Origin of the sequence: Pseudoduganella albidiflava (genome assembly GCF_004322755.1) — a bacterium.
In the GTDB taxonomy this organism is placed as follows: domain Bacteria; phylum Pseudomonadota; class Gammaproteobacteria; order Burkholderiales; family Burkholderiaceae_D; genus Rugamonas; species Rugamonas albidiflava.
Genome location: NZ_CP036401.1, coordinates 2,448,204 through 2,468,686 on the forward strand (window position 1 = coordinate 2,448,204; position 20,483 = coordinate 2,468,686).

A 20,483-nucleotide genomic window follows, 5' to 3' on the forward strand; every position below is an offset into this window, starting at 1 on the left:
TCTGATTCCCCAGGCTTGCAACGCGCTGTTCGCTCTGTCGACAGCATACAGGTGCAAACCTGCGGGGAAATGGGGCGGAATATCGTTGAGTTCGAGCAGGGCGGTGCAGCGCGTGCGCGGTACGGTAAGCGACTGTTGCCTGATCTGGCGAAGGCCTTGACCGCTGAGTTTGGTAAGGGCCTTGATGCATCGAAGCTGCGGTACATGCGCCTGTTTTACCAAGCGTTCTCAGAGTGTGACGCACTGCGTCACGAATTGAGCTGGACGATTACCGGAAGCTCCTACGCGTAGAGGGCGACGCGGCTCGGCAGTGGTACATGAACGAAGCCGTGGCACAGAACTGGAGTTCTCGTGCTCTATTAAGGGATAGTTATTTGGCAGGTGCGCGGCACCATTAAATGATCCAAGAAAGTGCAAAGCCGGCCGCCAAGGACCGCGAACAGTAGGTGGGTAGAAAGGTGGGTACGAGGGTGTTTCCAGAATTTTTCATAGGAGGTTCGGATGACACCGTCTCTGCATGAGCACAAGTGACCGGCTTCAATGCCGACGCGAGCAGGCGTATATTTGCATAAGCGTGAAGGCGAAATGGTGCCCAGGTTGCCCGTTCATTGATGTCGCGACCTGCCGAATTGCTGAGCAATAATTTGTCGTAATGAGAGATTCAGAGCTCATAGTCGCAGCGAATCAGCAGTCATGGTATTTCCAATGGTATCCGGACGGCAGGGCCCGCCTGTTTCGCCGTCGAATTCAACGACTTGGCAAAACCCATTGATAGTCGAGTGGGAATGATGGGTTAGCCTGAATGCTCAGGCATTGACAGGCAACTCAACAACACTAAGCCCCTGATTTGAGGGGCTTTTTTTTATGCCGAGTTCGCAAAAGCTCGCAACATCAAGCAGCTCAAAGCACGACAGTTTTATGGCATTCAAGATGTTTCCGTCAAACTGTGGGAAGACCCTTCATTCTTCAAATCATCCCAAGCTTGCGGTTATAACTATGTGGCAATTTATCGGCCACTGGCAGGGAAAGGCTCGCTCAGCAATTAATATTTAGAGAAAACACTCTATCTCAGCAAACTACGCTGCCTACTGAACAGGGTCCGATGCCCAACCCGTAGGGCGTTACAAAGACGTCACATTTTTACAACCAATCGAGAATTTCCCCTCGCCTTTTCATCTGCTCTAGAAATTAGGGGTAGGATATCTCCACCTGGAGGCACTTTGTACTTTACAGTGCAAACGTCCCATTGCAGTCCATAGTGATATATAGCATTATACATAATCTTAGCTTTGCGAGGTGAGGCTCTAGAGGCGTTCATGGAATAACAAAAATTTAAATGCACCGCTTCCCACAGGCGCCATTTCTGGAACTGATTCGACCATTTTCTAGTCATGCTCGTCGACATCAAAATCGAGTTCAGATCTCGTACTAGGCGGCTGGACTGGCGCTTGCTCTGCGGCAGCCTTGATTAAATCAGACGCAAGGCCGAGCTTGAGCCCGTCAATGAGCACTAACGAACTGGTGATAAGCAGGTATGTAACGATGAGAGCCTTTTCAGTTGTGCCTGCCTTGATCGGTATCGCTTCTGGCAGGATCAAGAGCAAAATGCCAGCAAGGCTGAAGCAAAGGTAAACACCATAGCTCAGATAAATGATAGGTTTGCGATACCACGGCCACCGGTAGCGCTGCTCTTTCCATCTCAGGTATGGCCAAGTTACATTGACATCGACCAATTGTCGCACTCGACTATACCGTGCAATCATCTGCTCAGAATCCTTCAATTTTAATAATACAGCTCGTTGCGCATGAGACAAGTGCCGCTGCCCTACCAACGCGGCATATGCCAATTCTTCCGAATATCGATTTATTGATGGGTCCTGAATACGCTCGCATATTTTGAAAGCAAATTCCGACTCGGCTCGCTTAAGGGTGCTTCGATGGTGCTTGGCTTCTATCCAAGCCTTCAATGCGGCAGGGAGCGATATCAAAAGTGGGAATACGGTAATGCCCAGTCCTAATAATTGTTTCAAGGTAACGGTTAATATTAAGCTCATATCCGGCTCTTCTGGAATAAATAAAGTTCTTAACTCGTTGGTGTGCAATACCGCGATCACTGTCTCTACAGTTGAATGCAGGTCGATGTATTATGCACTAACGTGCGCGCGAAGAAACTCTCAGATATGCACACAGCGCCTAAAGTTCCTTTTTACTAGTAGCGCGCCGCGAGTGGCTCGGCGACAAATCGTTTCATTCGACCTGTGGTATGGCTGTTCCTCAACAATAAGCGGCCGGATGGCGTGACTTCCAGTTTCAAGTTGCTATTTCAGCTTATTGGGATCTGTCAAGAACATGCCCGTCAGTGCAGTGTGGCTTCAAGCAAACAGCTCGCGGCACTAAAATTGATGGGCTGTAGCCGTTCGCGCTGCGACTGAGCGTCTCCAGACAGTCCTTACCGCGCACTTTTCGAACCGGAACGATCTGGTGACTATGATCTCCGCCCCCTGGCGAACGGGAAGCGACATGGGCAATTGGCTGAAAATCAACGCAAGCATTCGGCGGCCAGCTACTGCCGTTAGGTACTGCGCCGCGCCTGCGAGACTGTAACCGAACCAGCTATCCCGGCGGCAGTGGTCGACGGCATCATTGCTTCTGGCGGCCCTGCTGGCATGGGTCGTGGACAATAAGCACCTCGACCATCTGCCGGCGTACCGAGTCGCATAGATCGGTGCGCGTCAAAGTATGGCTTCGCTAGCTCGACGCTGGCTCACTGGATCGACCGTACCGCACTGCAGTGCAGTGCAACGCTAGCCGAACGGCTCGTCGAATTGCTCCTTCGACGCGCTTGCCTTCATGCCGAGGTAACATCGATCCGAACTCGAGCCAGGCAATGGCGTAGCCGAACATGCGTCCCTCACTCTGGAAGGCTCTTGATATCAACAAGGAAACAATACTTACTTTGTGTCATTTTTCGCCTATACTGCCGGGTTTGCGATCCGCGTCGCACCGCCCTCACCAGCAAGGTTTCCCGTGATTTCTTCTTCCCGCACGACACTGTCGAACGGCCTCCTGTTCTGCATTGCCCTAGCAGCAGGTGCTTCCGCAAGCGCCGCGCCGCGCCTCGTGTGCCAGTTGGCGCAAGGGGGCACCGCAACACGTATCGAAGTGGCGCCGACGTCCGATCCCTACACGGTCGCGACGCGGCAAATCAATCATTTCCGCTTCAAGGCGGTCGTGGTGGGCGATGCCGGCGGCGTCGAGTATGTGAAGCTCTACACGTATTACGAAACCGCGCGCGGTGGAGCGGAGGAGGGTGGGGACAAGCTGCGCCTGGTCCACCAGGCCAAGTATGTCGCGCCAGCGCTCCAGCACGACAACGGCCCCGGCTTGACGGGCACCGTGTACGTGTACGAGCCCCGCCTGGGCCGCGAGTTCAGCTACGACTGCGCCCTGCGCGAGGTGGCGGCATGAAGCGCCACACCTTCGCCGCGCAGGCGCTCGGTCTTGGCCATGTGCGCAACCTCGCCGCCTGTGCCGCATTCGTGCTGCCGGCGGGGTTTGCCGCCGCCCAGGACGACGCCGGCGAGCCGGTTACCCTGGCGATCGTCGGCGACGTGATGCTGGCCGATGGCCCCGGCAAGTCGATCGCGCGTGGCCGCGATCCGCTGGCGCCGTTTGGCAAGATCCTCGCCGAGGCGGATATCCGCGTGGCGAATTTGGAGTGCGTGATCGCCGCCCGTGGCATAGCGGAAGACAAGCCGTTTACGTTCCTGGCCCACCCGCGCACGATGGCCGTGGTGAAGCGCCATTTCGATGCGGTCAGCGTGGCCAACAATCACAGCGGCGACTTCGGTGCGGCGGCGTTTGCCGAAATGCTCGATCGCCTGGGCAAGGCCAAGGTTGGCGCGTTCGGTGGCGGTCGCGACCTGGCGGAGGCGCACGCGCCGCTGATCGTGGAACGGAAGGGCTTGCGGATCGCCCTGCTGGGCTACAACGAATTCTTCCCGCGCAGTTTCGAGGCCGATGCCGACAAGCCGGGCATCGCCTGGAGCGAGGATGAACAGGTGCGCCGCGATATCATCCAGGCGCGCGAAGTGCATGGTGCCGACGTGGTGATTCCCTTCATGCACTGGGGGATCGAGCACGAACCGCTGGCCGACGCGCGCCAGCGCGCGCTGGCCCGGCTGATGATCGATGCCGGCGCCGATGCGGTGATCGGCGGCCATCCGCATGTCACGCAGGACGTGGAAAGCTATCGCGGCAAGCCGATCGTCTACAGCCTCGGCAACTTTGTTTTCGACAGCTTTACGGACGTGGACAACAACACCGGCTGGCTGCTGCGCCTCGAGCTGGACCGGCATGGCGTGCGCAGCTGGAATACCGTCATCGCTCGCATGGATGGCCAGGGTACGCCGCATCCGCGGCCCGACCTGCCGGCGCAATGCTGGGATCGCGAGACGGCCGAAGCGCGGGCGTGCATGGCCCAGGTGCCAAGGTAGCGCGGCCGTCCATACTGGCGGCGGACTGGCGAGCGGCTCCGGGCAGTGAATCCGGTGCGCATCGAGAAAAGGCCCGCGATGCGGCGAGCTGAACCATCATCGGTGGCAATGATGGGAAGATAGCGGTGACAGTGACGTAACAGGCGGGCCGGTCAGTATTTCCGGCGCAGCGCGACCCCAATCTAGCGATCGTAGCGGCGCGTGTCGGGCGGATAGATGGAAGCCGTGTTCCAGCAATCCCGTTCGATGCCGCGGCTGTCAGCTTCTGGGCCTGGGTTACCGTCAACGTCCTCTCGAGCGGCGGGTCGGCTGGCGAGCCGTGATGAGAATCCAGAGCGCAAAGCCGGAGCGACTCAGCAGTCATGGTAATCCCGATTCGGCATGTCGACCGGACGTAATGGGGAACGCCATGCTATCGAAGCTGGCCATTATGCGGCTCCGCCCGGGTCACATACTCGACGATCCGGTCAACACAATCCTGCGTCATGGCGTGGATCCGGGCGCCGTAGTGGTAGCGACCCTCGGTGCCTATGGCGCGCCGGTAGACGATGACAATCTCGACCTTGTCGTGGATGTCACTGTCGGGAAAGCGAAAGTCCAGCACAAAGTGGCCTTCTTCCGGCAGTACTTCAGATGTGACGAATCCAACCCCCATGCGCGCAATATCGATCAGCTGGGCACGCCAGACGTGCGGGCTCGCGTTGTCGCTGAGCGAGGCTTCTACTTTTAGCAACCGGCGCACGTGTGCGCGGCGCTGGTCCGAGATCGGTTCCGGCAAGGGATAGTTTTCAGTGATTAATCGGTACGTGGAGAATATCCCAGCCGGGACCGAAAGATAAGACTGGCAGCGCGTTTGTGCGGGCACAGTGCTCCTCAACGGCCGAAGGCGCCACGTGACAGCATGAGTCCCGGGCGGGGGCGCCGTGGTCGAGGTGCTGGCGTGTCCGGTGGTCACCTGCAAGGTGTTCCGCTGCACGCCCGGGACATGACGGAAGCTCGGGATAGTCGAGTGGAATGATGGGGAAGGCTGGATGCCCAGGCAGCCGAAGTCACGCTTGCCGCTTGATGACCAGATAGCGTGCCACCGATTGCCCGTGATTTGAAAAGACATGGAGCTGATCGGCGGTGAACCGCGCAAGGTCGCCCGGGTGGAGACTGGATTGGATTGGCCCGGCCTGCAGGGTCAGGACGCCTTCGAGCATCAGCACCTGCTCTTCATGCAGGTCGCTGGGCAACCCTCCGAACTCGACAACGGCGCCCACGGGAAGCTCGATCGCGACGATCTCCACCTCCGCATCGCCGCCGGAAACCAGGCGCCGCATGTATTGCGTCTGCGGATCCTTCCATACGTCCTGGTCATGTACCCGGCGAACCGATGGCGCCGCTAATCCTCGTTCACTCATCAGCGACGTCAAGGTGAGGTTCATGGCGCCGGTGAGCCGGGCGAGCAGCACTGCCGTGGGACTGGTCTGGTTACGTTCAATTTTCGAAATCATCGCCCGGCTCACGGTCGACTCGGCGGCCAGGCGCTCAAGCGTCCATCCCCGAGCCAGGCGCTCTTCGCGCAGGCGTTTGGCGATAACGCCATCCAGGTCACTCGACATTTTTCCACCATAGTGGATTCTACTATAGTAGAATCGTTTTACTTAATATGCCAACGGTCTGCCGACCACTGCTCCATTTGCCATGAACATTTCCTTCGAATCGCCCCGACAGGCGGAAATTGTAACCCTCATCACCTTGCTCGACGAATATCAAGTGCCGCTGTATCCGGCCGAAAGCCATCACGGCATCGACATGGAGGCACTATGCCAGCCCAATGTCCTGTTCGCCGTGGCGCGCGACCGGGCGGGGAAGGCGCTGGCGTGCGGCGCACTTGTGCTGAACAGCGAGTACGGTGAATTAAAAAGGATGTTCACCTTGCCAGAACAACGTGGACTGGGCCTCGCCCGGGGCGTGCTGACCCTGCTCGAGGAAGAAGGGCGGCGGCGCGGGTGTTCCCGGTTCATGCTGGAAACCGGCTATCTGCAACCGGAAGCGATTGCCTTCTACGAACGGTGCGGGTACCGGAAGCGCGGACCGTTCGGCGACTACAGCAACGATCCCAACAGTATTTTCATGCAGAAGTAGCAGGCTGCGGGCTTTGCACGGAGTCGCCGTAAGCTCTCCAATCCACCGTGCGAAAGATCCGTGCAGTGCGAGCCCTGAGAAGACTAAAAACAGCAGTGACAGGCGCGAGCGGCGGAAGGGAACCGGCCCTCGTCCCCGTGCCGGCGACCCTTGATCGGCCGGAAGGGAGGCGCGACTACCTGATCGCGGCACCTCCGGCTGCGGGGCAGGGCAGGCCACCCGAGCACGCGTCAACCCCCCGCTAAAGGAAACCTGAAGACTGCACAGTAGATGGGCCGTCGCGTACCGGGGTGTTCGGTAGATTCACAGTGAGATATCACACGCGGTCACGCGATTATGCGGGGTTAGCGCAACGGGATTGCGTCAAGTCCCGTTTATCCGATATTTCCTGTGTTTTTGTCACTCGCATTGGAAACGTTGCCAATCTCCCACAGCGCTGCCCGCCGGCAAAACGCGCTGCTACACTGCACCGGATGAAGATCTTTTTACTGGAAGACGACATCGCCATCGGCGAAGCCCTGCTGAGCGTGCTGCACGCGGAATCCTGGCAGGTCGTGTGGTGCCGGATGGCGGCGAATGCCGTCGACCGACTGCGCAACGAACACTTCGACGTCGTGCTCCTCGACCTCGGTTTGCCGGACGGCGACGGGACCGACGTGTTGCGCGACTTGCGCGCCGCCGAGCTGAATTTGCCGGTGCTGGTGATCACCGCGCGCGAAAGCCTGCAGGACCGCCTGGGCGCCTTCAATCTCGGTGCCGACGATTACCTGATCAAGCCATTCGATATTCCGGAATTGCTGGTGCGCCTGCAGGCAGTGGCGCGCCGCGCCGGCATCACGCACAGCCAGCGCGACCCGCAATGGACGCTGGGGCGGCTGGTGCTGTACGAGCGCAGCGTCAAGGTCACGCTGGACGGCGCGCCGGTGGCCCTGTCGAAGACCGAGTTCGCGCTGCTGCAGACGCTGATCCGCCAAGCGGGGCAGGTGATCACGCGGGCCGACATCGAGCGGCGCGTGCTCGGCAGCACCGAGGGCAAGACGCTCGACGTGCACGTCTTCAACCTGCGCAAGAAGATCGGCGACGGCTTCATCCGCACCGTGCGGGGTATCGGCTACATGCTGCAGGACGATGCTGGGTAGCGAATCGTCGCTGTTCCGGCGCCTGATGCTGGGTTTCGCCGGCGTCATCGCCGTGGTCACGCTCGTGCTGCTGGCCTATGTCGTGTCCGACGCCAAGGCCACGCAGCGCACCCGCACGGCGATCGAGAACACGGCTCACGCGCGCGAGATCATGCTGCACATGCTGCGCATCGCCAGCGATCCCGCCGCGATCCGCGCCGATGCGGCGCAACTGGAGGCGACCCGGAAAGCCATGTTCGCCAATCTTGGCTACGGCTCGCGCGTGCGGTTGCGCATCTGGCAGCACGGCACGATGCTGTACAACTCGGCGCCGCAGTTGCCCGATGTGCTGCCGGTGTTCGGCAGCAAGGCAGCGCGCATCGCCAATTCCTGGGAATGCACCAGCGCGAAGGATGGCGCGTCGGGCCTGCTGGTGGACCGCTGCCATGAAGTGGACGATGAGTGGATGATCTCGCTGTCGGGCCTGAACGTGCTGATGTCGTCCACCGTATTCAGCCTGCCTTTGCTGCTGCTGCCGGCCTGGCTGATCGTCGGCATCGGCCTGAAGCCGCTGCGCACGATCGCCGCGCTGATCGAGCAGCGCGACGAATTCGACCTGACGAACCTGCCCGAATCGACGTACCGGGAACTGGCCCCGCTGGTGGGCGCCATCAACCGCCTGTTGAACCGCGCCAGGCAGCGGATCGAACGCGAGCATGTCTTCATTGCCGATGCCGCGCATGAACTGAAAACCCCGCTGGCGGCGATCCAGATCAACGCACACGTGATCCTCAGCCGAAGCGCCACGGATGCCCAGCCCGCCATTGCCAAGGCGGCGCAAGGCTTGCGCGATGGCGTCACGCGCACCACGCACATGCTGCACCAGCTGCTGGCCATGGAACGCGCCAGCATCGAGTCCGACAGCGGCGCGATGGTCGAGACCGACCTGAGCGCCTTCCTGAGCGAGCGGCTGGCGCTGATGGTGCCGATGGCGCTGGCGCGCGGCATCGAGATCGAACTCGACGCGGCGCCCGGCTGCCTGCGCCGGGTGCACGTGGAAAGCCTGGGTGCGCTGGTCGACAACCTGGTCAGCAACGCGATCAAGTATTCGCCCGATGGCGGCACGGTCTCGGTCCGGCTGGAAGCGGAAGGTAGCGTCCACCAGCTGACGGTGCAGGACGAGGGCCCGGGCATCGACCAGAAATACCGGCAGCGCGTGTTCGAGCGCTTCTTCCGCGTGCCCGGGCAGCGGCAGCCGGGCAGTGGCCTGGGGCTGGCGATCGCGGCTTCGGCTGCGGCGCGGAATCACGCGACGATTCATCTCGGCCCCGGTGCGGCAGGCAAGGGCTTGCGCGTGACCGTGGGCTTTGCGGCGCAACCCTGAGCGCGCTGAAAAGCCTTGTACCTCGACTACATCCAACGCTTGCTGTCGGCGATCGGCAACAGCGGACTTCACGCTGCATTAAGGTTTCCTTTGGGTTTCTTCGAAACCGTCCGAACCCTGTTTTTCCCCGTCCCGGAGCGCCGTACTATCCATCTCAACTGATCTGCGGAGACGGCGGCAGCGACAGCGCGCCATGCACCTTCACCTCTCCGCGGATTTAGTCCTACTACAAAAATGGAGAGACAACGTGAGCAAGAAAGTTAAAACGGCCGCGCCCGGTGAGGTCCGCATGCAGGCCACGCCAGTGGCGATCGCCTGTGCGCTGCTGATGCTGGGCGTCGGCTACGCACGCGCACAGGAGGCGACGGCAACGCAGCAAGCCGACACGCCGGTACCGGCAGTGGCCGCGTCCCAGGCCGATGCACCGGTCGCGGTCGCGGGCGACAAGACCCTCGCCACCGTCAAGGTCACCGGTATCCGCAGCGGCATCGAGGCGGCCATCTCGATCAAGAAGAACGCCAATTCCATCGTCGAGGCGGTCTCCGCCGAGGACATCGGCAAGCTGCCCGACAGTACCGTCGCCGAATCGCTGTCGCGCCTGTCCGGCGTGACCACGCAGCGCAGCAAGACGACCGGCAAGGCAACCGAAGTCAGCGTGCGCGGCCTGGCGCCCAGCTTCAACGGTTCCTTGCTCAATGGCCGCGAGCAGGCCTCGACGGGCGACGCGCGCAATCCGGAATTCGACCTGTTCCCGTCCGAACTGACCGGTTCGGTGCTGGTCTACAAGACGCCGACCGCCAGCGTGATCGGCCAGGGCCTGGCCGCGACCATCGACCTGCGCACCCTGCGCCCGCTCGAATTCGGCAAGCGCGTGATGGCCGCCAGCTACCGCAAGGAGCGTATCGGCGTCGATGCCGGCGGCGAAGAGGGCAAGGGCAACCGCAAGACCCTGTCGTATATCGACCAGTTCGCCAACCGCACCCTCGGCCTGTCGCTGGGCGTCACCTCGTTCGACCAGGACAATGGCGATGAGCTGCGCTTCGATTCCTGGGGCGGCTTTGCACCGGAACTCGACTACAACGGCCAGCGCGTGAAAGTGCCGGGCGGTTTCCTGTCGGAGACGACCCACCGCCGCCAGGGCCGCGACAGCGCCACGATGACCCTGCAGTTCCGTCCGAACGCCAACTTCAAGACCAGCGTCGACGTGTTTTATTCGCGCGGCGAGGAGCACACCAGCCGGGTGGGGCTGGAGGGGGCGGTGGCCACCAATGCCGGCATCTACGATCCGGACGGCGTGCTCAGCAACGCCACCATCGCCAACGGTATCGCCACCAGCGGCACCGTCAGCAACTACAAGGGCGACATCCGCAACAACCTGTACAGCGGCGACGACAAGTTCAATTCGGTCGGCTGGAACAGCGAGGTGAAACTGGGCGAGTGGCGCGCCGAAGCGGACCTGTCGCACTCCAAGGGTTTCCGCTACCACCGCAACTATGAAACCATCGCCGGCCAGCCGGGCAATACGCCGGCCAGCCAGCTCGGGTCGATCTCGTACACGGGCTTCGACGGCGTCAATTTCAGCAACGTCGTGTACAAGCCCAGCCTCGACTACACGGACCGCTCGGTCATGAAGCTGACCGACGTGATGGGCTGGGGTGGCGGGCCGCACCAGCCGCAGGCGGGCTACCTGGCCAATTCCAGGATCGATGACAAGCTCGACAGCGTGCGTCTCGCGGCCCACCGCGAGATGGACTGGGGCCCGGTGGTCGGCGTGCACTTCGGCGTCAACGTCAGCAAGCGCGAGAAATCGCGGCTGGGCGATGGCGAAGGGCGCCTGTCGATCAATGGGACCGATGGCTACGCCGCCGTGACCATGCCGGGAACGGGCACCGCCATCGCCGGTCCGGTCGGCATCCCGGTCGCGACGTGGGACCCGACGGGTTCGCTGGGGCCGATCTACTCGATGAACACCTGGGTCGATGCCACCGTGCTGGCGCGCGACTGGACCGTGCGGGAAAAGGTCCACACGCTGTACGGCATGGCCGATGTGGACGGCAAGCTGTTCGGCGTGCCCTATACCGGCAACGTCGGCCTGCAGGTCGTGCGTACCGACCAGGAAGGCGAGGGCAACCAGATCGACCAGTCGCGCTGCACGGGGATCACGGTCGACACGTGCCCGTTCAACATCAACCGCGACGGTATCGCGTACACCAATGTGCTGCCCAGCATGAACCTGTCGTTCGACCTCGGCAACGACCAGGTGCTGCGTTTCGGCGCCGGCAAGCAGATGTCGCGCGCCAACCTGGACAATATGCGGGCCGGCCTGAGCTGGGGTTTGCCGACCTCCACCCCGTTCGATCCCGCGCTCACCGGCAGCGGCGGCAATCCCAGGCTGAAACCCTACCTGGCCAGTTCGCTCGACCTGTCGTTCGAGAAGTACTTCGGCAAGCGCGGCTACATGAGCGCGGCGGTGTTCTTCAAGAAGCTGCACAGCTACGTGATCAACGCGCCGCGCGGCTTCGACTTCGCACCATTCGTCAGCCCGACCACGCCGCTGCCCGCGCGGGGCGAGTTCGAGGGCAGCACTATCGGCTTCCTGACCACGCCGACCAATGGCCAGGGCGGCACCATGCGCGGTATCGAACTGGCCATGAACATGCCGTTCGGGCTGCTGTGGAATCCGCTCGACGGCTTCGGTGCGGCGATCAACTATTCGTACACGGACAGCTCCGTGACGCTGCCGACCTCCGGCTTCATCACGGCGAACAACAGCCCGGTCTTCGTCGACCAGGTATCGCAGATCTCGCTGCCGGGCCTGTCGAAGAACGTCAGCAGCCTGCGCCTGTACTACGAGAACCGAGGTTTCCAGGTGTCGTACACGCTGCGCAACCGTTCCTCCTTCGTCGGCGAGATCGAGGACTACCGCAGCGACTCGCAATTCACCTTCATCCGCAGCGAGACCATCGCCGACGTGCAGGCGTCGTATGAAATCCAGGGCGGTCCGTTGAAAGGCCTGTCGGTCTTCCTGCAGGCGAACAACCTGACGAACACGCCGTTCCGGGAGTTCACCACCAGTCCGGACATCGTCACCAGCAGCCGCAGCTATGGCAAGTTCTACGCGGCCGGCCTGACGTACAAGTTCTGACGAGGACAAATTCTGATCCGCGCGTGATCCGCGTGCCGCAGGTTCTCCAGCCTGTTTTCTTCGCCGCCGGCGGCGGCGAAGATCTTTTTCCACGGCCGCGTACCGGCACGACCGGTCCGGCCACGCCGCCATTCAACCATCGACATCACATGGTCAACCATCTTTTGCGCGCCGCTATCGTGGCCTGTTGCGCGCTGTACGCGGCCGCCGCCAGTGTGCCGGCCCACGGCGCGGGCGCCGATCTGGCGCGTTACCAGCCCGCGCCATATTCCACCGTCCAGCACCCCGAGTGGACGAAGAACGCCAGCATCTACCAGCTCAACACCCGCCAGTTCACGGCGGCCGGCACCTTGCGGGCGGCACAGCAGGAGCTGCCGCGCCTGAAAGCGCTGGGCACCGACATCGTCTGGCTGATGCCGGTCCACCCGATCGGCAAGGCGCACCGCAAGGGAAGCCTGGGCAGCCCGTACGCCGTGCAGGATTACTTCGCCATCAACCCCGAACTGGGCACGCTGGCCGACTTCAAGGCCTTCGTCGCCGCGGCCCACGGGCTCGGCATGTACGTGATCATGGACTGGGTCGCCAACCATACGGCATGGGACGCCACCATGCGCACGGCACACCCGGAGTGGTACCTGAAGGATGCCGCCGGCAAGCCCCGGCCCACGCCCTGGTTCGACTGGGACGATATCATCGAGCTCGATTACGGCAACCCGGCGCTGCGCGCGTACATGACGAAGGCCATGCGCTACTGGGTGGAGGAGGCGGGCGTGGACGGCTACCGGGCCGACGCCGCCGGCTTCGTGCCGCAGGATTTCTGGGACAACGCCGCGGCCGAGCTGCGTGCCATCAAGCCGGTATTCCTGCTGGCCGAATGGGAAAGCCGCGACATGCATGCGCGCGCCTTCGATGCCACCTACTCGTGGACATGGTGGGATGCCATGCGCCTGATCGCCGAGGGCAAGGCCGATGCCACGTCGCTGTACAGCTACTACGCATGGAACGAAAAGTTCTATCCGAAGAACGCCTACCGCATGCTGTACGTGACGAACCACGACAAGAACGCGGCCGACGGCACCGAGTTCGAAGTCTTCGGCCCCGCCGTCGATGCGGCCATCGTGCTCTCCGTCGTCAGCGACGGCATGCCGATGATCTACAACGGCCAGGAAGCGGGCAATGAAAAGCGCCTGAAGTTCTTCGAGCGCGATCCGATCGCATGGAAGGCGTCGCCCTACGGCGTTCTGTACCGCGACCTGTTCGCGCTGAAGAAGCGCAATACCGCGCTGTGGAACGGCGAGCATGGCGCCACCATGCGGCAGGTGAAGAACAGCGCACCGAAGCAGGTGTTCAGCTTCGTGCGCGACAACGGGCAGGACAAGGTCTTTGCCGTCTTCAACCTGTCCGGCAAGCCGGCCAGCGTCACCTTCGAGGACGGCCCGCAGCGGGGCAGCTACCGCGAATTCGGCAGCGGCACTGCCACGGCTATCGGCGATGTGGCCACGTTGACGCTGGCGCCCTGGGCCTGGAAGCTGTACGTACGATAAAAACGCAACAGGGGCAATGCACTTCAGTCAGCGTGCCACGAGCGCGTGCATTCACCCAAACGCGAACTGCCGGGGTCAGACCCGGCGGGGTGAAGCAGGGGGTTCGCGAAGCATGCTTCGCGCCTGCGCAACGGTGCTGGCATGCGTGCCAGCACTCCAACCTGACCCCCGACCTTGCATCTGGGGTTGACTGAACTGAACGGCATTGGTACAGGAGAGAAACCATGCAGGAAATGATCAAGCGCATCGTCATCGTCGGCGGCGGCACGGCCGGCTGGATGAGCGCCGCGGCGCTGTCGAAGATCCTGGGCGGCCGGATCGCCATCGAGCTGGTCGAATCGGATGCGATCGGCACGATCGGCGTCGGCGAATCGACGATCCCGATGATCCGCCGCTTCAACGCGGTCCTCGACATCGACGAGAACGATTTCATCCGCGAGACCCAGGCCACCTTCAAGCTGGGCATCGAGTTTCGCGACTGGGGCCGGGTGGGCGAGCGCTACATGCATGCGTTCGGGCGTGTCGGGCAGGATCTCGCCACGGTGGACTTCCACCAGTACTTCCTGCGCATGCACGCCGCCGGCAAGGCCGATGGCCTGGCGCCGTATTCAATCAACGCCATGGCCGCCGCGGTGGGCAAATTCATGCGCGCCGACCCGCGTCATGGCAATTCGCCGCTGGCCGACATCACGCACGCCTTCCACCTCGATGCCGGGCTGTATGCGGCCTACCTGCGCCGCTACAGCGAGGCGCGGGGCGTGGTGCGGTCCGAAGGCGAGGTGGTCGAAGCGGTGCTGCGCAGCGGCGACGGCAACGTGGAAGCCGTGCGCATGGCCGATGGCCGGCTGGTCGCCGGCGACCTGTTCCTCGACTGCACGGGCTTTCGCGCGCTGCTGATCGAAGGGGCGCTCGATACCGGCTTCGAGAGCTGGACACGCTGGCTGCCCTGCGACCGTGCCTGGGCGGTGCCCTGCGCGGCCGGGCCCGACCTGCTGCCATACACCATCGCGACCGCGCGCAGCGCCGGCTGGCAGTGGCGCATCGGCCTGCAGCACCGCACCGGCAATGGCCACGTGTATGCCAGCAGTTTCATGGACGACGACGCGGCCGCCGCCGCGCTGATGTCCAGCCTGGACGGCGAGCCGCTGGCCGAGCCGCGCCAGCTGCGCTTCACCGCGGGGCGGCGGCGCAAGATCTGGAACCGCAACGTCGTCGCCATCGGCCTGTCCGGCGGCTTCCTCAAACCGCTCGAATCGACCAGCATCCACCTGGTGCAGTCGGCCATCGCCCGGCTCGTCGCGTTCTTCCCCACGGCACACCCGGAGCAGGCGGACATCGACGAATTCAACCGCCAGAGCGCCATCGAGAGCGAGCGCATCCGCGACTTCCTCGTACTGCACTACCACGCCACCGCGCGCAGCGATTCGCCATTCTGGGAGCACTGCCGCACCATGCCGATCCCCGATACGCTGCAGGCGAAGATCGAGCTGTATCGCGCCGGCGGGCGCCTGTCGCGCCATGACATGGAGCTGTTCACCGAGGTGGCCTGGCTGCAGGTGCTGCATGGCCAGGGCGTGCGGCCGCGCGGCCATCATGCGCTCGCCGACCTGCTCGACGAGGAAGAAGTGGCCGCCTACCTGGGCGACATCGCCGAAGTGACGCGCAACTGCGTAGCGGTGATGCCCGCCCACGCGGCCTTCATCAAGGCCCACTGTGCCGCCGGCGATCCGGCGCGCCAGGCCAACCGATAACCAACAGGAGATTCATTTGAAAGCAGCAAGCAATTTTGCCGGCCTGGCGCTGGCAGGTACCGTGCTGTCCCTGGCGCTGCCGGCGCAGGGCGCGGCGGCCAAGGCACCGGAATGCGTGCGCTCGCCGGGCCAGGCGCTCGAGCTGTGCACCTTCGTGCGCGCCGGGCAGGCGTACTACACCCTCAAGCGCAACGGTGCCGAACTGCTGGCGCCTTCGGCACTCGGTCTCGATTTCGCCGCCGAGGCGCGCGCCGCGGTCACGGGCATCGGCAACGTGGCGCGCCGTTCGCACGACAGCGAGTGGCAGCAGCCGTGGGGCGAGGAACGCCTGGTGCGCGACCGCCACAACGAACTGCGCGTGAGCTATGCCAGCACGCACGGCGCGCGGGCATTCGACGTGGTGTTCCGCCTGTTCGACGATGGCCTGGGCCTGCGCTACGAGTACCGGCATATCCCCGCCGGCAAGGCCGTGGCGATCAGCGGCGAACGCACCGAATTCAATTTCACCGATCACTACAGGGCATGGTGGTTCGATGCGCATCACCATGCCAACCTGGAAGCGCTGTACCGGAACGGCCGGCTGAACGACGTGGCAACCGCGGAGCTGCCGTTCACGATCGAGCGTCCCGGCACCTTCCTCAGCGTGCACCAGGCCGCGCTGGTCGACTTCGCGTCGATGTACCTGGAGCGGCGCGGGCCGGGCCGCTTCCGGGCGGCGTTGTACGAGGGGCCGGACGGCGTGGCCGTGCACAAGACCGGGCCGTTCACCACGCCATGGCGCACACTCCTGGTCGGCAGCACGCCCGGCCAGCTGGCGGATTCGCGCATCACGCTGAACTTGAACGAGCCGAGCAAAATTGCCGACACGAGCTGGATCAAGCCCATGAAATATGTCGGCGTGTGGTGGGAAATCCACCTCGGCAAGGGCACCTGGTCGAGCGGCCCGCAGCATGCTGCCAACACGGCCAACGTCAAGCGTTACATGGACTTCGCGGCGAAATACGGTTTTGGCGGCGTGCTCGTGGAAGGGTGGAACGTGGGCTGGGACGGTGACTGGAGCCGTGGGACGGCGTTCCGCTTCGACCAGCCGTATCCGGACTTCGACACCGCGGCTATCACCCGCCACGGCGCGGCGCTCGGCGTGGAACTGATCGGCCACCATGAAACGGGTGGTGGCACGGAAAACTACGGCAGGCAGCTCGACACGGCCATGCGCTATTACCGCCAGCATGGCGTGCACTCGGTCAAGACCGGCTATGTCGGCGATGGCGGCAATTACCAGCTCACCGGGGGCAACGGCGAAGTGCTGCGCGAATCGTATGGCGGCCAGTACATGGTCAATTTCCACCAGCGCGTCAATGAGGCGGCCGCGGCGCAGCGCATCTCGGTGGTGGCCCACGAACCGGTGATCGATACGGGCTTGCGGCGCACCTGGCCGAACATGCTGAGCCGGGAAGGGGCGCGCGGCCAGGAGTACAACGCGTGGGGCAAGCCGACCAACCCGCCGGAACACGTGACGATCCTGCCGTTTACCCGCATGCTGGCCGGCCCGATGGATTTCACGCCGGGCATCTTCGACCTCACGTTCGGCAAGCAGCAGGTGGAACAGCGCGTGCAGTCGACGCTGGCGAACCAGCTGGCCCTGTTTGTGGTGCTGTACAGCCCCGTGCAGATGGCCGCCGACATTCCGGAGAACTACGAGAAGCACATGGATGCCTTCCAGTTCATCCGCGACGTGCCGGTCGACTGGGAGCGCAGCCGCACGCTCGACAGCGTGATCGGCGACTACGCCATCGTCGCGCGGCAGCAGCGCGGCGGGCGCGACTGGTTCCTCGGCGCCGTCAACGACGAGACGCGCCGCGCGGTGACCGTGCCCCTCGATTTCCTCGACAAAGGCATGCGCTACGAAGCGACGATCTACCGAGACGCGCCCACGGCGGATTTCCGCGGCAATCCGCATGCCTACGAGATCGTGCGCCAGGAAGTGGGCGCGGCTGACCGGCTGGCGCTGCCGCTGGCGCCAGGGGGCGGCACCGCCATCCGCTTCCGCGCGCTGGACAGGTAAGCCACCGGCACGGCGGTGCCACCGGGCCGCCTGCCGGTCCATCACGGCAAGGAGACGAGACATGACACGGCGATGTTCGATGCCCTGGCAAGGGATCGGCGGGCCGGCGCGAAAACGGTGATCCTGGGCGACGTGGCGCTGCCGGCATTCGTCCCGGCGGATGCCAGCCTCGTGCTCGGTCCCGTCGACGCGTCGGGCGGAGGAGCCGGCGCGCTGCTGGCTTACTGCCTGGCGGTCGACATCCTGCTGTCGCGCATGGCCGGGGCGGCTGGGTGAACGGCGGCACCCCGGGAGCATCGGGCACGCAGATGCCCGGACAGGTGTTTTCAATGGCATCCGGACGGCAGGGGCCGCCTGCTCCCAGGATGCGGAGGAGGGCACCTGTCGGCGTCGTGCATCACTGGTCCTTCCACGCCTTCCGAGGCATACTACGTCCAAACAATTTCCATACATCGGGACAAAATGTCCCAGTTAAAAACCATGCAAGATCCACCTTTGCCATCATGGTTGCCGCAACTGCAAGCAGGTGCTGGGCCCCGGTTTCTCCAGATCGCGGATGCATTGCAGCAGGCTGTGGCCGATGGGTTGCTCAAGCCGGGAGAGCGCCTGCCTCCGCAGCGTGAGCTGGCTGCGCGGCTGAAGGTGGACCTGACGACGGTCACCCGGGCATACGATGAAGCCCGGCGCAGGAATCTGCTGGAAGGGCGTGGCGCCCGCGGTACTTACGTTGCGGCGCCGAAGGCGGAACTGGCGCCGGTCCTCGACCTGAGCATGAATACACCGCCGCCGCCGGACGGCGTCGACTTCGGCGACCTGCTGAAACAAGGTCTCGCGCAAGTGCTGATGCGGGCGGATAACGAATTGCTGATGACTTACCACCTGGGCGGCGGCAGCGCTTCCGACCGCGAAGCCGGGGCCCGGTGGATCGCGCCGATGTTTGGAAGCGTGCATCCGGACCAGATAGTCGTCTGTCCCGGCGCACAGGCGGCAATTGCGGCACTGATCCTGGTGCTTACCGAGCCCGGCGATGCCATTCTCGTGGAACCGACGGGTTATCCCGGGCTGCGTGCGGCCGCGAGCCAGTTCGGGCGCCGTGTCACGCCGGTCGGGACGGACAGGCATGGAATGCTGCCCCAGGCGCTAGAGGCAGCTTGCCGGCAGCATGACGCCAGGCTCGTCTACCTGAACCCGACACTACAGAATCCGACAACGGTCACGATGCCGGAAAAGCGGCGCAGGGAATTGGCCGCCGTGGCAAAACGCTGCAACGCGCGAATCATCGAGGATGACCCCTACTGGCTGCTCGCCGAGTCGCCACCGCCGCCGATTGCTGCCTATGCGCCGGAACACGCATATTACATTGCCACTTTGTCGAAGTGCCTTACGCCCGGGCTGCGCGTTGCTTTCGTGGTTGTGCGCGACCCTGTCGAGCGTGCACGCTTCCTGGCGGCCCTGAGGTCCTTCGCGTTGATGGCCGCCCCGCTGACGGCTGCGCTGGCCACCCAGTGGATCCTCGACGGCTCGGCAAGCACCTTGATGCAGGGCGTGCGAGACGAGGCGCGCGTGCGTCACGGTATCGCGCGCGACGTCCTGGCCGGACGATATGCGTCACCGGGCGACGGGCTGCACATCTGGGTCGAGCTGCCGGCCTACTGGCGGTCGTACCAGCTCGCACAAGCCGCGCAGAACGAAGGGCTGGTGGTGGTACCGGCGGAGGCATTCGCAACCGGAGGCGAATCCGGGAACGCGATCCGGATCTCGCTGGGCAGCGTCAAGGACCGTGCACGCTTGCGGGCAGGCCTGCAGCGCCTGTCACGCTTGCTGGAGCGGCGGCCCGACGCATTCGACGCCGCTGTCGTCTGACCCGCCCCTGCAATGTCTGGCGCCATCGTATGCGTGTGAATGTCGTCAGCTCGACAGCCAGCTCTTCTGCCAACTCGTGCCGCGGGGCGAGGCGGTGGCCCGGGCTTCAGCGCTTTGTCCACCGCTGCAGCCGGCGGGAGGTAATGAAAAAACCGTCATCTTGCCCGGCTTTCAACTGGGACATTTTGTCCCGATGTATGGATATTGCTTTTCAGTAGAATGCCTTCACACCTGCAGCTGGCCATCCTTCCATACCGCCCGCTGGCGTCTCGAATGGCCTGGCCGGAGAGACGAACTCCTGGAGCCGCGTTCGGCATAGTGCTCCTCACGATAGACAGTCAAGCAACAGCCTCGAAAGTACTCAACATCATGGATTGGTTCCCAATAGTCGCCGGTACATTCAAGGTTCTCGCGCTGGCGACGGGCATGTTCTACGCCATCAAGTGGCATTACGACCAAGGGAAGAAGGGGAAGGAGAACGTGGCGGAGAAGCGCGAAGTGCTGCGCGCGGCCGGCACGGTGGCCGCGGTCTTCCTGCTGTCGCTGTCGGCCCTGGGGCTTGTCGCGTTCGCCCTTCTCAGGGTGCTCGGTAATGACTTGAGTTTTCCGTGACGGCAAACAGACGCCGCCCGAACTCCAGTGCGAAGCCGGCGTCTCGCCATCCGCGAGCCGATCAGTGAGGTGAGCCAGGGATCGCGGATGGCACCAGCGTGTCATACTCTCCCGCTACCAGCTTGCGCCGCAAGATCTTCCCCACCGGTGACTTCGGGATCTCGCGAACCAACACATAGTCGCGTGGCCGCTTGAATTGGAGCAGGCTCGAATTCCGGCAATGCTCATCCAGCGCGCTGGCGCTCGTGTCGCCCCTGATCTTGACGAAAACCCGGATCCACTTCTGAGGTGGCGGTGGACACCTTCGTCGCTTGTCCGTTTCAATTGGCTACGTCAGTCGCATACAACTTGAAAGTACCTAGGAGTTGTCCGTCA

The 20,483-nt window shown here is 63.2% G+C and carries 16 protein-coding genes and 1 pseudogene; 13 read left to right on the forward strand and 4 right to left on the reverse strand.

The features are described from left to right. The first annotated feature begins 69 nt into the window (after positions 1–69). Positions 70–291, forward strand: a complete 222-nt coding sequence (locus EYF70_RS31580; protein ID WP_229420901.1) for a DUF1016 N-terminal domain-containing protein — start codon at positions 70–72, stop codon at positions 289–291. Between the two features lie 1,094 nt (positions 292–1,385). Here EYF70_RS31580 and EYF70_RS10335 read toward each other — a convergent pair. Continuing rightward, positions 1,386–2,114: a hypothetical protein gene (locus tag EYF70_RS10335; protein ID WP_131145317.1), complete on the reverse strand. Its 729-nt coding sequence runs from the start codon at positions 2,112–2,114 to the stop codon at positions 1,386–1,388. A 913-nt stretch (positions 2,115–3,027) separates the two neighbouring features. Between EYF70_RS10335 and EYF70_RS10340 the strand changes: the two genes are divergently transcribed. Further along, positions 3,028–3,468 (forward strand): hypothetical protein, encoded by a 441-nt coding sequence (locus EYF70_RS10340; RefSeq protein WP_218943765.1) that lies wholly within the window; start codon positions 3,028–3,030, stop codon positions 3,466–3,468. Beyond that, complete coding sequence (locus tag EYF70_RS10345; protein WP_131145318.1) at positions 3,465–4,496, forward strand: CapA family protein; 1,032 nt, start codon at positions 3,465–3,467, stop codon at positions 4,494–4,496. Before EYF70_RS10340 ends, EYF70_RS10345 begins: the two co-directional genes overlap by 4 nt. 412 nt (positions 4,497–4,908) lie before the next feature. On the opposite strand, the gene EYF70_RS31035 is transcribed toward EYF70_RS10345, so the two are convergent. Further along, positions 4,909–5,274 carry a PilZ domain-containing protein gene (locus tag EYF70_RS31035; RefSeq protein ID WP_165497612.1) on the reverse strand — a complete coding sequence of 122 codons (366 nt, stop codon included), beginning with the start codon at positions 5,272–5,274 and terminating at the stop codon, positions 4,909–4,911. Between the two features lie 271 nt (positions 5,275–5,545). Beyond that, positions 5,546–6,100, reverse strand: a complete 555-nt coding sequence (locus EYF70_RS10355) for a helix-turn-helix domain-containing protein (protein ID WP_131145320.1) — start codon at positions 6,098–6,100, stop codon at positions 5,546–5,548. 82 nt (positions 6,101–6,182) lie between these two features. Between EYF70_RS10355 and EYF70_RS10360 the strand changes: the two genes are divergently transcribed. The 10 genes from EYF70_RS10360 (at position 6,183) to EYF70_RS10405 (ending at position 20,108) form a co-directional block, all read left to right on the forward strand. Continuing rightward, on the forward strand, positions 6,183–6,626 hold the full coding sequence (locus EYF70_RS10360) for a GNAT family N-acetyltransferase (protein ID WP_131145321.1): 444 nt from the start codon (positions 6,183–6,185) through the stop codon (positions 6,624–6,626). Between the two features lie 473 nt (positions 6,627–7,099). Continuing rightward, positions 7,100–7,765: a response regulator transcription factor gene (locus tag EYF70_RS10365; RefSeq protein ID WP_131145322.1), complete on the forward strand. Its 666-nt coding sequence runs from the start codon at positions 7,100–7,102 to the stop codon at positions 7,763–7,765. Next, complete coding sequence (locus EYF70_RS10370; RefSeq protein WP_131145323.1) at positions 7,755–9,128, forward strand: ATP-binding protein; 1,374 nt, start codon at positions 7,755–7,757, stop codon at positions 9,126–9,128. The genes EYF70_RS10365 and EYF70_RS10370 overlap by 11 nt, the downstream gene beginning before the upstream one ends. Before the next feature lie 247 nt (positions 9,129–9,375). After that, positions 9,376–12,273: a TonB-dependent receptor gene (locus EYF70_RS10375; protein WP_229420797.1), complete on the forward strand. Its 2,898-nt coding sequence runs from the start codon at positions 9,376–9,378 to the stop codon at positions 12,271–12,273. A 149-nt stretch (positions 12,274–12,422) separates the two neighbouring features. Then, a complete protein-coding gene (locus tag EYF70_RS10380; RefSeq protein ID WP_131145324.1) occupies positions 12,423–13,817 on the forward strand; it encodes an alpha-amylase family glycosyl hydrolase in 1,395 nt (464 codons plus the stop codon). Positions 13,818–14,041: 224 nt separating this feature from the next. After that, the gene (locus tag EYF70_RS10385; protein WP_131145325.1) at positions 14,042–15,568 is read left to right on the forward strand and encodes a tryptophan halogenase family protein; all 1,527 of its coding nucleotides are present in this window, start codon (positions 14,042–14,044) and stop codon (positions 15,566–15,568) included. A 16-nt stretch (positions 15,569–15,584) separates the two neighbouring features. Beyond that, the gene (locus EYF70_RS10390) at positions 15,585–17,633 is read left to right on the forward strand and encodes a glycoside hydrolase family 97 protein (RefSeq protein WP_229420798.1); all 2,049 of its coding nucleotides are present in this window, start codon (positions 15,585–15,587) and stop codon (positions 17,631–17,633) included. Between the two features lie 72 nt (positions 17,634–17,705). Continuing rightward, positions 17,706–17,909, forward strand: a complete 204-nt coding sequence (locus EYF70_RS10395; RefSeq protein WP_131145326.1) for a hypothetical protein — start codon at positions 17,706–17,708, stop codon at positions 17,907–17,909. A 186-nt stretch (positions 17,910–18,095) separates the two neighbouring features. After that, positions 18,096–19,496: an aminotransferase-like domain-containing protein gene (locus EYF70_RS10400; RefSeq protein ID WP_229420799.1), complete on the forward strand. Its 1,401-nt coding sequence runs from the start codon at positions 18,096–18,098 to the stop codon at positions 19,494–19,496. A gap of 426 nt (positions 19,497–19,922) precedes the next feature. Beyond that, positions 19,923–20,108 carry a hypothetical protein gene (locus tag EYF70_RS10405; protein ID WP_307722137.1) on the forward strand — a complete coding sequence of 62 codons (186 nt, stop codon included), beginning with the start codon at positions 19,923–19,925 and terminating at the stop codon, positions 20,106–20,108. Positions 20,109–20,169: 61 nt separating this feature from the next. On the opposite strand, the pseudogene EYF70_RS31585 reads toward EYF70_RS10405, so the two are convergent. Beyond that, positions 20,170–20,379, reverse strand: a pseudogene (locus tag EYF70_RS31585) (long-chain fatty acid--CoA ligase); the annotation flags it as partial. Between the last annotated feature and the right edge of the window lie 104 nt (positions 20,380–20,483).